At 55.0% G+C, this 13,618-nt stretch carries 13 protein-coding genes; 7 read left to right on the forward strand and 6 right to left on the reverse strand.

Annotation, left to right across the window (positions count from 1 at the left end; genetic code table 11):
• Positions 1 to 71 precede the first annotated feature (71 nt).
• Positions 72 to 833, forward strand: a complete 762-nt coding sequence (locus AC1RKC_RS04510) for an AraC family transcriptional regulator (RefSeq protein WP_116690763.1) — start codon at positions 72 to 74, stop codon at positions 831 to 833.
• On the opposite strand, the gene leuA is transcribed toward AC1RKC_RS04510, so the two are convergent.
• A complete protein-coding gene (leuA, locus tag AC1RKC_RS04515; RefSeq protein WP_493092008.1) occupies positions 818 to 2,488 on the reverse strand; it encodes a 2-isopropylmalate synthase in 1,671 nt (556 codons plus the stop codon). The two genes, AC1RKC_RS04510 and leuA, sit on opposite strands and share 16 nt — an antisense overlap.
• 206 nt (positions 2,489 to 2,694) lie before the next feature.
• On the opposite strand from leuA, the gene AC1RKC_RS04520 reads away from it, so the two are divergent.
• Together AC1RKC_RS04520 and AC1RKC_RS04525 are read left to right on the forward strand one after the other, a co-directional pair.
• Complete coding sequence (locus tag AC1RKC_RS04520) at positions 2,695 to 3,072, forward strand: MysB family protein (protein ID WP_020826306.1); 378 nt, start codon at positions 2,695 to 2,697, stop codon at positions 3,070 to 3,072.
• A 62-nt stretch (positions 3,073 to 3,134) separates the two neighbouring features.
• On the forward strand, positions 3,135 to 3,683 hold the full coding sequence (locus tag AC1RKC_RS04525; protein WP_371078476.1) for a GNAT family N-acetyltransferase: 549 nt from the start codon (positions 3,135 to 3,137) through the stop codon (positions 3,681 to 3,683).
• Between the two features lies 1 nt (position 3,684).
• Here the strand turns inward: AC1RKC_RS04525 and AC1RKC_RS04530 are convergent, their stop codons facing one another.
• The 3 genes from AC1RKC_RS04530 to AC1RKC_RS04540 all read right to left on the reverse strand — a co-directional run bounded on the left by AC1RKC_RS04530 (position 3,685) and on the right by AC1RKC_RS04540 (position 8,215).
• On the reverse strand, positions 3,685 to 3,930 hold the full coding sequence (locus tag AC1RKC_RS04530; RefSeq protein ID WP_104410961.1) for a YceK/YidQ family lipoprotein: 246 nt from the start codon (positions 3,928 to 3,930) through the stop codon (positions 3,685 to 3,687).
• A gap of 162 nt (positions 3,931 to 4,092) precedes the next feature.
• Positions 4,093 to 6,654, reverse strand: coding sequence for a glucans biosynthesis glucosyltransferase MdoH (gene mdoH / locus AC1RKC_RS04535; RefSeq protein ID WP_258089888.1), 2,562 nt, complete (start codon positions 6,652 to 6,654; stop codon positions 4,093 to 4,095).
• Positions 6,647 to 8,215 carry a glucan biosynthesis protein G gene (locus tag AC1RKC_RS04540; RefSeq protein ID WP_020826302.1) on the reverse strand — a complete coding sequence of 523 codons (1,569 nt, stop codon included), beginning with the start codon at positions 8,213 to 8,215 and terminating at the stop codon, positions 6,647 to 6,649. Before AC1RKC_RS04540 ends, mdoH begins: the two co-directional genes overlap by 8 nt.
• 258 nt (positions 8,216 to 8,473) lie before the next feature.
• Here AC1RKC_RS04540 and mdoC point away from each other — a divergent pair, with 258 nt between their 5' ends.
• From mdoC to AC1RKC_RS04560, 4 genes are all read left to right on the forward strand, one after another.
• Entirely contained in the window at positions 8,474 to 9,604 is a 1,131-nt protein-coding gene (gene mdoC / locus AC1RKC_RS04545; RefSeq protein WP_020826301.1) for a glucans biosynthesis protein MdoC, read from the forward strand.
• 327 nt (positions 9,605 to 9,931) lie between these two features.
• Complete coding sequence (locus tag AC1RKC_RS04550; RefSeq protein ID WP_020826300.1) at positions 9,932 to 10,159, forward strand: hypothetical protein; 228 nt, start codon at positions 9,932 to 9,934, stop codon at positions 10,157 to 10,159.
• A 301-nt stretch (positions 10,160 to 10,460) separates the two neighbouring features.
• Entirely contained in the window at positions 10,461 to 12,182 is a 1,722-nt protein-coding gene (locus tag AC1RKC_RS04555) for a potassium/proton antiporter (protein WP_020826299.1), read from the forward strand.
• A 274-nt stretch (positions 12,183 to 12,456) separates the two neighbouring features.
• Positions 12,457 to 12,582 (forward strand): hypothetical protein, encoded by a 126-nt coding sequence (locus AC1RKC_RS04560; protein ID WP_255417459.1) that lies wholly within the window; start codon positions 12,457 to 12,459, stop codon positions 12,580 to 12,582.
• Positions 12,583 to 12,809: 227 nt separating this feature from the next.
• On the opposite strand, the gene AC1RKC_RS04565 is transcribed toward AC1RKC_RS04560, so the two are convergent.
• Both AC1RKC_RS04565 and AC1RKC_RS04570 read right to left on the reverse strand, forming a co-directional pair.
• Positions 12,810 to 12,941, reverse strand: a complete 132-nt coding sequence (locus AC1RKC_RS04565; protein WP_012006291.1) for a hypothetical protein — start codon at positions 12,939 to 12,941, stop codon at positions 12,810 to 12,812.
• A gap of 68 nt (positions 12,942 to 13,009) precedes the next feature.
• Positions 13,010 to 13,513 (reverse strand): YlaC family protein, encoded by a 504-nt coding sequence (locus AC1RKC_RS04570; protein WP_020826298.1) that lies wholly within the window; start codon positions 13,511 to 13,513, stop codon positions 13,010 to 13,012.
• Positions 13,514 to 13,618: the final 105 nt, after the last annotated feature.

A 13,618-nucleotide genomic window follows, 5' to 3' on the forward strand; every position in this document is an offset into this window, starting at 1 on the left:
GGCTGGTATGAAAGGTATCGGCGTGGCATGCTGCCATTATGATTTTCCGTGGACCGGGGATGCCCCAAGAAATGCTGCTTTTTCATGACGCTGTGCCCGCGAACCGCTCGATTGTGCCGGTCGCTAAAGATTATCAGCACGGCGAGTTCGAACCGCTCCATTACCACGACTGTGCACAGTTGATTCATAGCCTGAGCGGCGTAGTGCAAGTGAATACTCGTCTGGGCAGTTGGGTGGTCCCCCCTGGGCGTGGCGTTTGGCTGCCTGCGCGGGTAGAACACAGTCTGCAGATCACCGGCAAAGTGGCGGCAAGAGCGCTGTTAGTCGATCCGCTGGCACGAGCCGACCTGCCGGCAAGCTGCGAAGTGGTGCAAATATCCCCGTTGCTGCGTGAGCTGATTATCTGTGCGATGGACATTACGGCGGATTATCCGGCGGGAGGTCGTGAAGAGCGAATTATGGAGCTGATCCTGGATGAATTGCGTGTGTTGCCAATCCTGCCGCTGAATTTGCCCGAACCGCGCAGCGATGCCCTATTAAGGTTGTGCCGGCATATTCAGCAATCGCTGGCACACCCCTGGGAGTTAGAACAGGCCGCCAGCTACATCAACGTCAGCGGCCGCACGCTGTCACGACGTTTTCAACGAGAAACCGGGCTGCGTTTTGGCGACTGGGTGCGCCGCGCCCGTTTGCTGGCGGCATTGAATGCCCTGGCCGCCGGGCATTCGGTGCTGGAAGTGGCGCTGGACTTGGGCTATGACAGCCCCAGTGCTTTCAGCGCCATGTTCCGCCGCCAGCTGGGCGTTGCGCCCAGCACTTATTTCGCTAAATAACGCGCAGCCACGTTGAACAACGCCTGCAGGGAAGCGCTGGCAGAATCGACGTCGATGCCGACCCCGTAAGCCGCCTCACCGTGCGCCAGCGTACAGCGAATATAGGCCACGGCACGGCTTTGGCTCTGATGCCCCAACGTGTGTTCGTGGTAGTCCTCTATCGCCAAATTCAAGCCAAAGCGCTGGCGCAGCGCATCCACCGCGCTGGACAACAAACCGTTCCCTACCCCCAGCAGCCGTTGCTGTTGCCCTTCGAACAACACCCTGGCACTGAAACTATAAGCCTCGATGCTGTGGCTTTCGGTCTGATAGCTCAGCAACTGCAGCCGCGGTTGTTCCACCAATCCATAGCTGATTCTAAACAGCCGCCACAGCTCGGCGGTGGTCATCTCTTTGCCGCTGCCGTCGGTCGCCTGCTGCACCACCTTGCTGAAATCAATTTGCAATCCACGCGGCAACGACAACCCATGGTTCTGCTCCAACAACCAGGCAGCGCCGCTTTTGCCCGACTGGCTGTTAACCCGGATCACCGCCTCATAGCTACAGCCGACGTCCGCCGGATCGAGCGGTAAATAAGGCACTTGCCACAGACCGTCCTGCCTCTGCTGTTGGGCGGCAAAGCCTTTTTTAATCGCATCCTGATGAGAGCCGGAAAAGGCGGTGAACACCAACTCACCGGCGTAAGGATGGCGCGGATGAACCGGCAGTTGGTTACACTGCTCAACCACCTCCACCACCTGCTTCAGTTGGCTGAAATCCAGCCCCGGCGCAACGCCCTGGGTATACAGGTTGAGCGCCAGCATCACCAGATCGACATTGCCGGTGCGTTCACCGTTGCCGAACAGACAACCTTCGACCCGATCGGCACCGGCCAGCATTGCCAGCTCGGCGCAGGCCACTCCGGTACCACGATCGTTATGCGGATGCACGCTGATGGTCACCCGGTTGCGCTGACTGAAACGCCGGCAGAACCACTCAATCTGGTCGGCATAGACGTTCGGCGTACTGACCTCCACCGTGGCCGGCAGGTTGATGATCATCGGCCGCCCCGGCCCAGGCTGCCAGACATCGGCAACGGCCTCACAGATCTCCAGCGCAAACTCCAACTCGGTAAAGCAGAATGTCTCCGGTGAATATTCGAAGGTCCATGCCGTTTCCGGCTGCTGCTCGCACTGCTGTCGAATACGCAGCGCGCCATTAACCGCCAGCGCTACCGTTGCCGCCTTGTCCTGTTTGAAGACGATTTCACGAAACATCGGTGCGGTAGCGTTATACAGGTGCACGATGGCACGTGGTGCACCACGCAACGCGTCGAAGGTACGGTCGATCAAATCGTCTCGCGATTGGGTCAGCACCTGAATACTGACGTCATCCGGGATCAACTGCTCATCAATCAGCGAGCGGACAAAATCGAAGTCCGTTTGCGAGGCAGAAGGAAACGCCACCTCAATCTCTTTGAACCCGCACGCCAGAAGCATCTGGTAGAACTGGTGTTTGCGGGCGTTATCCATAGGTTCCGCCAGCGCCTGATTGCCGTCACGCAAATCGCTGGAGCACCAGCGCGGTGCCTGCTGCAAAGTGCGGCCCGGCCACTGGCGATCCGGCAAGGTCACGGGCGGGAACGGACGGTATTTGATTGAAGGGTCGGTTAACATGGCACTCTCCTGGCGGTAATAAGCAATGCCCTATTATTTCCTGCCGTGATCCCTCCTGCTCCCGCTTAGCGGACAACCATCGTCGCGAAACGGACAACAAAAAAATTTGCATCCTGCGCCAGTGCGGCAACAATTACTTCTGACGTTTGTCATGGCGCTTCGGCGCACCCAGCCCTGAGCAATGCTTACCCTGACTGGAGAAAAATATGAGCCTGTATGCAACCCTGGAAGAAGCCGTTGAAGCGGCGCGCGAGGAGTTTATCGAGTCTGCCGAAGGCGGTAACGACGACGAACCGCCGGTGCCGCAACAGTTCAATCTGCAAAAATACGTGATGCTGGATGGTGATATCATGTGGCAGGCCGAATTCTTTGAACAAGAAGGCGAATCGGTCGAATGCCTGACGTTACGCAGCGGCGCTGCCGCTCAGGCTATTTTCGACGGGGATTATGACGAAGTCGAAATCAGCGCCGAATGGATTGAGGAAAATACGCTGCACGAGTGGGAAGAAGGAGACTTCCAGCTCGATCCGCCGTTGGATACCGAAGAGGGCCAAACAGCCGCCGACGAGTGGGATGAGCGTTGAATGATCACGGGCGGGAGCAGACAATCCCCCGCCCTTCACCCTATGATTTTCTGAGAGGCTGCATGATTATCCGCCAGGCGCGTCCCGAAGATTTCCCCGCGATTTTGCAACTGCAAACACAAAACACCCCGGCAAACTTGAGCGACAGCCAAAAGCGCCAGGGATTTATCGTCTCGCGCATGAATGAAGCACAGCTCACAAGCATTAACCAGGGGCTGGGTATTCTGGTGGCGGTCGAAGGTGAAGCCCTGGCCGGGTTTGTCTGCCTGATGCCGACGAATGCGCAACCGCACCCGCCGGTGGTGGATGCGATGCTGGACACGCTGGCCGGCCAATCATTCAAGGGACGGCCACTGAGTGAGCAGCGGGTGTTTCTGTATGGTCCGGTGTGCCTTGACAGCGCCTGGCGTGGCAAAGGCGTGCTGAAGCAGCTCTACGCCGCCGTCAAGGCGCGTACCCGCAAGGAGTTCGACGTTGGCGCGCTCTTTATTGACGACAGTAACCCGCACTCGTTAGCGGCCCATGTACAGGGCTTGCAGATGACGGCGCTGGCTCCGTTTCGCTGTGGTGATCAGGGTTACCAACTGGTGGTTTTTGACACCGGGGATTAGCTTATTCGTAGGGGCCGTGTTGGGCGTCAAACGGCAGCATAAAGGTATCTACCACCATCGACAGCGGCACATCAATGACCGTGATATACCGCCAGGGGCTATCGCGCAGATCCCACTGAACGCCCGGATAATATTGATGGCCGTGCCCGGCCCCCGGCACTGTGCGACTGATAATACTGCCGCAGCCGGTTAACGCCGTGACTCCTGCCACCAGCAATACCAGACGAAGAAGAGAAGAGAGATTCACCAAAATGATTTTTGCCCCGGGTTTGTTTTGTGGGGCCACAACGCCCGGCGCGAATTTTAACACAGTTTTTCACGCGAGTTTGTCGGCGTTGCGTAAGCCAAATACCAAAAAAAACGGGGAACACGCTATGCGTATTCCCCGTACAGGTCACCCGATCAGCCTTTAACGCTGACGCACCGGATGAGCCCGCTCATTGTGCGGCAGTTGCTGATAAAACTCGCGCCAAGCGGCGCCCTGCGGCAGTAGCCAAACCCGCTGATGCAAACGCGACAGCGCGACAGGATCGCTCAGCAGCTCAAGACGTTTGCCTTTCACCAGCTTCTCCGGCCCCAGCTCCAACGCCTCGTTCACTCGCTCTTCACGATTACGCTCGATGGCACCGCGCAGATGGTGACGCGCAGTAGCCAGCGCCGTCGCCAATGCGTTGAATGACGGATTGACCACAGCGTGCATAAAGCCATTGCTCAGTGCGCGTTCACGGTTAAGCTGCAGATATTCTTCCGTTGCCACCAGTTCGCGAGGAGGAGAGTACTCTTCCGGGATCAGGAACAGCTTGGCGCGCTTGCTCTTGATACCTAACGTCGCACGGCTCGACAAGACCGAAACGAACGGCGACAGGATCAGCGAGAAGACGATTGGCGACAGCCACCACAGGAAGCGCAGATCCAGCCAGGCCATACCGCCAGCCCAGACCAGACCGAGCAGCATCTGTGAACCGTGGCGTTTAAAGGCTTCGCCCCAAGGGGTGTCATCATCGTCACGCTGTGGCGAGTTCCATACCACTTCCCAACCCAGGAAGGCACTGACCACGAACACCGTGTGGAACAGCATGCGCACCGGCGCCAGCAGCACCGAGAACAGCATTTCCATCAGCATCGACAGGAACAGGCGTATACCGCCGCCGTACTCCTTGGCACCCTTCGCCCAGATCAGCACAATGCTCAACAGTTTAGGCAAGAACAGCAGCACCAGCGTGGTAGAGAACAACGCTATCGCCAATTCAGGACGCCACTGCGGCCACACCGGGAACAGCTGGCGCGGTTGCAGGAAGTACTGCGGCTCCATCAGGGTATGCACCACCTGCAGCGCGGTAGACAGCGCCAGGAACATAAACCACAGCGGTGCCGACAGGTAGGACATCACACCGGTCAGGAACACCGCACGGTGTACCGGGTGCATGCCCTTGACCAGGAACAGGCGGAAGTTCATCAGGTTACCGTGGCACCAGCGACGGTCACGCTTCAACTCATCCAGCAGGTTCGGCGGCAGTTCTTCATAGCTGCCCGGCAGATCGTAAGCAATCCACACGCCCCAACCGGCACGGCGCATCAACGCGGCTTCCACAAAGTCATGCGACAAGATGGAGCCGGCAAAAGAGCCTTCGCCAGGCAGTGGTGCCAGCGCACAGTGTTCGATAAACGGCTTCACGCGGATAATGGCGTTATGGCCCCAATAGTGCGATTCACCCAACTGCCAGAAATGCAGACCGGCAGTAAACAGCGGCCCGTAAACCCGGGTGGCAAACTGCTGCACGCGGGCATACAGCGTATCCATGCCTGATGCTTTCGGCGCAGACTGAATAATACCGGCGTTCGGGTTGGCTTCCATCAGGCGCACCAGACCGGTGAGACACTCACCGCTCATCACGCTGTCGGCATCCAGGATCACCATGTAGCTGTATTCGCCACCCCAGCGACGACAGAAGTCGTCGATGTTGCCGCTTTTGCGTTTCACGCGGCGACGGCGACGGCGATAGAAGATACGGCCATGGCCATCTACGTCGCGGCACAGTTCCATCCAGGCTTTCTGTTCCGCCATGCAGATATCCGGGTCGTAGCTGTCACTCAGCACGTAGATATCGAAATGCTCGAGCTGGCCGGTGGCCGCGACGGACTCATAGGTCGCACGCAGGCCGGCGAACACGCGTTCGACGTCTTCGTTACAGATTGGCATGATCAACGCGGTGCGATGCGCCGGGTCGATCGGCTCATCGCCTTTGATGGTGGAAGAAATACTGTATTTGTCTTTGCCGATCAGCAACTGCAGGAAGCCCATCAGCGCAGTCCAGAAACCGGCCGAGACCCAACAGAACAGGATCGCGAATAGGATCAAAATGCCGGTTTGCAACACATAAGGCAGCAGTTGCAGCACCGACTGCATCAGATCCTGATCCCACATGGCCATCGGGTCGATCAGCGCCCAGCCCTGATACGGCAGAATCGTTTTCATGTACCAGGTGGCGATGCCGGTCTGCACCAGCATCAGCACCAACAGCACATAACGACGCATCGAGCCGACCACGCGCCAGCGGTTTTCCGCCGCGGCTTCCTCTTTGGAGGCGTGACGGTTGTGCGGCGTGCGCCCCAGCAGAGAATCCCAGAAGCGCGCCACCGGGTTGGTACGCCAGGCTTCCGGGAACATGCTGGTGCGTTTGATTGGCGGCGTAGCCTTGAGAATGCTGCGCCCTTCCACGTCGGTATCGAAATCTTTGTCGCTAACCGCATCCGGCCAGGCGTCTTCGATTCGTGTTTTGACCGAGGCCAGCGTGACGTCATCGGCAGACAGCGTATTGACGTTGGCATCGTCAGCGCCCATCTTGCGATGCAGCGCCTCAAAAGCCTGGGCGTCATCCGCCCCCGGCTGTGGTTTAAGCGCCTCTGACCGCTCAGCGGTCAGAGGCATTGCCGCAAGATAATCCTGGGCAAGTTGAGTAGGCTTATTCATTGGCAGGTAGCTGATAGCTCCAGGTTTCCGACAGGGTCTTATCACCATTGACCAGCGCTGCGCGCATTTCTACCGGCTTCTTGTCGTCTTTCACTTTCAGACGCAGCGTCAGGCGCCAGCCTTTGGTCACTGGATTATAGCGGACATTGTTTTCTACCATTTCACCGTTGTCACCGATGCTCACCTGAGAGGCAACCGGCGTAGCGCCGTCCAAGCCTTTCAGTACCGGGCCAACGAAGTCAACCAGGAATGCCACGCTGCCGTCTGGCTCGCGGATCAGGTTGGACTGCTTCACGTCACCGGTTGAACGCATGGTCTGGCTGACGTAGGCAATGTCCTGCGAATGCAGTTTGTCTTCGTCACGGGTGAAATGCAGGCGATAGCTCAACGCCAGCGGAGTTTTGGCGTCCGGCAGAACGTCTGGCGTCCAGAAAGCAACGATGTTGTCATTGGTTTCATCCGCTGTCGGGATCTCCACCAGCTCAACCTTGCCCTTGCCCCAGTCGCCGCGTGGCTCGATCCAGGCGCTTGGGCGCAGATCGTAGCGATCGTCCAGATCTTCGTAATCCTTGAAGTTACGGCCGCGCTGCAGCAGACCGAAACCTTTCGGGTTTTCGACCTGGTAAGTGCTGACGGACAGATGCTTCGGATTATTCAACGGACGCCAGATCCACTCGCCGTTACCGGCATGGATAGACAGACCGTTGGAGTCATGCAGCGCCGGACGGTAGTTCAGGGTTGGCGACGGCTGGCTCGGCCCGAACAGGTACATGCTGGTCAGCGGTGCCATGCCCAGTTTGCCGACTTTGTCGCGCAGGAACACTTTGGACTCGACGTCCACGGTGGTGTCGCGGCCCGGATAAACCACAAAACGGTAAGCCCCGGTAGCACGCGGTGAATCCAGCAGCGCGTAAATTACCAGATGCTTGTCGCCCTGCTTCGGACGTTCAACCCAGAATTCGCGGAAACGCGGGAATTCTTCGCCGGACGGCAACGCAGTATCAATCGCCAGGCCACGTGCGGAAAGCCCGTAAACCTGCCCTTTACCTACCACGCGGAAGTAGCTCGCGCCCAGCAGGCTCATAATTTCGTCGTTCTTATCCGCACTGTTGATCGGATAAATCACCTTGAAACCGGCAAAACCGAGGTTTTTTACCGACTCCGGATCGTGTTTTACCGAACCGAAGTTGAAGTAGTCCGGGCTGTACTTGATCTGTTTTACGCTGGTCGCGGTGACTTCATTGATTTTCACCGGCGTATCGAAGTACATCCCCTGATGATAAAACTCAAGCTTGAAAGGGGTTTTCAGTTTGCTCCAATAGGCTTTATCGTGATTGAACTGAATCTGTTGGTAATCCGCGAATTTCATCTCACGGAATTGAGAAGGAAGGTTGCTCTTCGGGGCTTCGAAGCCTTTTCCTGCAAGATCCTGCGCCTGCTTGGCCACATCATCTATAGAAAAAGCCCATGCCGGCGAAGTAAACAGCGTGAACAATACGGTCGCACCTAACCAACGTACGCTCGCGGCGCGTGGTTTTTTGGATAATATATTAACTAGCACATCCCCCCCTATTCGTGTGCTCAAATCATTTAAATCCATATTAATGGATTATTCAGCTTTCCGACAACATGATAAATGGATGGTTCATGTTTATGGCTCATAGTTTAAGCAGCTGACTAAACACCAGCGTAGCAAGCCGCGCATCAAGACGCTATGGAAAAATGTGAAACGGTATAGTAGGGTTTGTGATTCGATTTAACCATTGCCGACTTATTAAGCGTGTTAATGACCACTCGATAAAATCACCAGCGGTAACCTATGACTAAAGGCAGCAACCAACGCGAGTTTTTCCTCGATTCGATCCGGGCTTATTTGATGTTGCTCGGCATCCCTTTTCATCTTTCTCTGATTTATTCCAGCCATACCTGGGCGGTGAACAGCGCCAGCCCCTCCTTCTCGCTGACGGTGCTGAACGACTTCATCCATGCTTTCCGCATGCAGGTGTTCTTCGTGATTTCCGGCTACTTCTCTTACATGCTCTATGAGCGCTACGAGCGCCACCAGTGGCTGAAGGTCAGGCTTGAGCGAGTGGCGATCCCCCTGCTGAGTTCGATTCCGTTAATAACGGTGCCGCAGTTTTTCATGCTGAAATACTTCACGGACAAATTAAACGGTTGGGAAAATTTTTCGCTCTATCAGAAAATAAATGTAACAGTTTGGGAACTGGTTTCTCACCTGTGGTTTTTATTAACTCTGTCATTGCTGACCACCCTGTGTTTTTATCTGTTCAAAAAAATCAAGGCACTTAAAAATAATACCGTTCCCTACCCGATAAATAAAATGACCGGATTAGGAAACATCTCACTGCTCTTTCTTATTTATGCTTTATGCTATTCGGCCGCGCACCGTATTATTTTAATTTTTGCGCCAGCTTTACTCTCCAATGGCCTGTTCAATTTTGTGGTGATGGAGACGATGTTCTACCTGCCGTTCTTCATCCTGGGCGCCTATGCCTTTAAGTACGTGTGGCTGAAAGAGATTTTCCTCAAACCGTCCCTCGGCGCGCTGCTCGGTTCGCTGTTGCTGTTCATTGCCTATATGCTGAATCAGAAGTTTCTGGCTCACAGCAGCTATATGTTTGAGCTGGAAGTGCTGATCAAAACCCTGTTGGGGATCCTGATGGCCAACGTGATTTTCTCATTCGGACATAATCTGCTGAACTATCACTCACCGCGTATCACCTATCTAGTGAATGCATCGCTGTTTATATATCTGGTGCACCATCCGCTAACCCTGATATATGGCGCTTTTGTGACGCCACATATCAACAATAACCTGCTGGGTTTTCTGGCCGGATTGGTGTTTGTCTTCTCTTGCGCCTTCCTGTTATATGAACTGCACAAACGTATCCCGCTGTTCCGTTTCCTGTTCTCCGGTAAACCGCAATAATCCTACTGCCCGGCAGCCGTTTCGGCTTGCCGGGTAGCTCACTGTCATCGCTTCGTCTACCAATACCTTTATCATTTACCTTCGCACCGGCAACGCGCCTGGTGATTCAAGCACTGAGCACAGATTGCTCACCCCTATGGCGAAAGTTAAGGCAAAGTTATGCTGGAGCATATTGCCGCGAGTTGTTATAACGGCAATGCATAAGTGGAAATCCACATCCCTGCCTTACGGTAGCGATTGGGCTCAATGAACCCTAAGGGACGGCCTTGTCACCATCGCGACAAGGCTTGCAGCATCTCCCTTCCGTCACGACAGAGAGGATTTTTAATGACTGATAAAGACACTTCGGCTCAGGAAGCCGTGCCAGAGAACGCCACCCTGCTGAAAATTCTTGGCCGGTTGCTTTCCGCACTGGATTCGTCGATCAGCGGCAAGGATCGCAGCATTCTGGTCGCCGAACTTTCCAGCCTTAACCTTGACGGTATCTCAGAGTCAGAAAGAAAACTGGCTGCCGAGCTGATCAGACGGGCCCTGCAGTCACTCGACCATTTATAACGCCTCGCCTGCAAACCATTAAGCCTCCTGGAGGGGGTTTAATGGTTTTTCCTTATCCGGGCACGGAAACGCCCACCATTTATTGCCTAAGCGCAATCACAGCAAACTGATAAATATAGATAAAAGAAAGAAGTTCACCGGTTTCTCCCCACTTCCATACGCTTCTCCGCTTAAATGACAATAAAGGTCAAACTGTTTTATGAATCAGCCTTGGCGTTTTACCTGAAAAACAGGCTATCATCAGGGGGTATCTGCGCTAGCGCGCAACGCCCTTCCCCCCAGCCTGCAGGAGAACGTCATTTTGGATGCCAGCACCATTAACAGTTTGTTCATCATCGGTGCCGTGTTGGTGGGAGCAAGTATTCTTCTCAGTTCATTTTCGTCACGCCTGGGTATTCCTATTCTGGTGATCTTCCTGGCTATTGGCATGTTGGCGGGGGTCGATGGTCCGGGCGGTATCGTTTTCAGCAACTATCCAGTGGCCTATCTGGTAAGTAACCTGGCGCTGGCGGTGATCCTGCTGGACGGCGGGATGCGCACCCGAGTCAGCTCATTCCGCGTCGCGCTATGGCCGGCACTTTCGCTGGCAACTATCGGCGTGGTGATCACCGCCGGGCTGACCGGGCTGGCCGCCGCCTGGCTGTTCAACCTCGACCTGCTGCAGGGCATGCTGATTGGCGCCATTATCGGCTCCACCGACGCCGCGGCTGTCTTCTCGCTATTAGGTGGTAAAGGACTGAACGAACGCGTCAGCGCCACGCTGGAAATCGAATCCGGCAGCAACGATCCCATGGCGGTGTTCCTTACCATTACGCTGATTGCGATGATCGCCGCAGGCGAAACCACGCTGAGCTGGATGTTCCCTCTCCATCTGTTGCAGCAGTTCGGCATGGGGATTGTCTTTGGTCTTGGCGGCGGTTGGCTACTGCTAACGTTAATCAACCACATTAAACTGGCAGAAGGCCTGTATCCGCTGCTGGCCGTCAGCGGCGGCATTCTGATTTTCGCCCTGACCACCGCACTGGACGGCAGCGGCATTCTGGCGGTATACCTGTGCGGCCTGATGCTGGGTAATCGCCCGATCCGCAACCGGCACGGCATCGTGCAAACTTTTGACGGCCTGGCATGGCTGAGCCAGATCGGCATGTTCCTGGTGCTGGGATTATTGCTGAACCCGCATGAGCTGCTGCCGATCGCTATCCCTGCCCTGCTGCTTTCGCTGTGGATGATCTTATTTGCCCGACCGCTGTCGGTATTTATCGGGCTGTTGCCGTTCCGCAGTTTTACCCTGCGCGAGCGCAGCTTTATTTCCTGGGTCGGCCTGCGCGGGGCCGTACCGGTGATTCTGGCCGTCTTCCCGATGATGGCCGGCCTGCCCAATGCTCAGCTGTTCTTTAATGTCGCCTTCTTTGTGGTGCTGGTTTCCCTGTTGCTGCAGGGCACCACCCTGTCGTTCGCCGCGAAGAAAGCCAAGGTGATCGTCCCACCAGCGCTGGCGCCGATTTCACGGGTTGGGCTGGATGTTCATCCTGAAAACCAGTGGGAGCAGTTTGTTTATCAGCTGTCGTCCGAAAACTGGTGCGTTGGTGCCGCGCTGCGTGAGCTGAAAATGCCACCGGGTACGCGCATTGCCGCATTGTTCCGAGGCAAAGAACTGTTGCACCCCAGCGGCAGCACACGACTACGCGAAGATGACATTCTGTGTGTTATCGGTCACGAGCACGACCTGCCGGTGCTGGGTAAGTTATTTAGCCAGGCGCCGGTGGTTACGTTGGATGAACGCTTCTTCGGTGATTTTATCCTGCAGTCGGACGCGCGCCTGAGCGATATTTCACAGGTTTATGGTCTGAATCTGCACGAAGGCGTGGATGAACAGCAAACCCTCGGCCAATTCGTCATTCAACTGATTGGCGGCGAACCGGTAGTGGGCGATCAGATCGAATGGGATGGCCTGACCTGGACCATCGCCGAAATGGATGGCAATGCGATCAGTAAAGTCGGCGTAAGAATTGTTACTGACTGATCCTTCCGCAAGACCAGCCCGCTGTGCGGCCATGCCCGCAGCGGACCTTTCAAACAGACGGAACTTATACGTCGAGGAAGGTTCTTAACCTCTGGAATAACCCAAACCGGGCATTCAGCTCCGGCGTTTTAACCTTTACTCTGTGAACATCGCATCGCGGTGATGGGTATCGATTTGAACAGTAAAATTCGATTTCTATCGGCCATGTTGGGGATCGCACTGACTGTTATAGTGCTGGACCTGGGCGTCGCCGATTTGGTCCATAGACTCTTAATTGGATAACGTTAACGTGGCACAGCAGCAAGAAAAAGACATTCTGGGAAAGATACTGGTTACCGTCTCCGCACTCTGCGTGATTATTGTGGCGGTATTGCTGATATGGGGATTTGTACTGGATTAATCCCCAGCCAGGCGCAGTAACATAGCAACACTACAACTACCGTTTTGTTACAAAACACCGAAATCACTTACCGGCCATTGCGCGTAAGCTAGACGCAGAGAGTTATAAAAATAATCCCTCATACGACTTAAGTGTTGGCCCGCCTGAAACGGGCTTTTTTTTTGCCCGCAACCCCAAATTTGGAGCATAAAAAAACCGCCGAAGCGGTTCTTTAAAGGCGATGGCGATCAGATTTTACAGCCTTCGCAGTCCGCCTCGTCCTCAAGGATCTCGGGGAGTTCTTTCACTTTCTGCGCCGCTTTTTCTTCTGCTTGCGCCAATTCAGCATCGATATCAAAATCGAAAATATCATCACTCATCGTAAATTCCTCAGGCTTATCTGACTTCAATGCGTGAGTATAATCGACAACCGCGCGAGCGGAAACCCTCAGTTAAGCACGGCCACCTGCGGCTGCTCATCCTGCGGCTTCTTTGAGTACGCCAGATCGTAGACGTCATAGAAATCGATCTCGCCTTTATTGGCGATGATTTCCTGCATGCGATTTTTCGTCGCGGCACCGATCGTCGGTTCATCCAGCAATGCCTTCACCGACTGCGGCGACAGCGCGCGGGTGAAATACCACTCGCCGTTATAACAAACGCGCAGATCCAGCACGCCAATATCTTCAAAGCGATAGACCGGTTTGATTTCAATCAGCAGCATGGCGAACATGAACAGAACGAAGGCGGTGAAAGCCAAAAACGCGATGAAGCCCATGTAAGGAACCTGATACATCACGGCGATCACGGCAAAATAACCGGCAAACATGGCGAGACACAGATAACGGTGATCGCGGGCAAACTCGCTATTAAAGCGCAACTTGCCGTCACGTCCTTCCTGTCGATTGATCCGTTCGATTTCTTTTACCAAGATGCTTTTAATCGCGTCCATAGCTACAACCTTATGCCTTGGGGGGACATTATTGCTATCAATAATCATTCCTCAAACTAACACAGGTACAGTTTGCCCAGGTAGATCAGTTATGCAATTTAATAT

The sequence above is a fragment of the Serratia sp. GW822-FHT06E05 genome, from assembly GCF_058799445.1.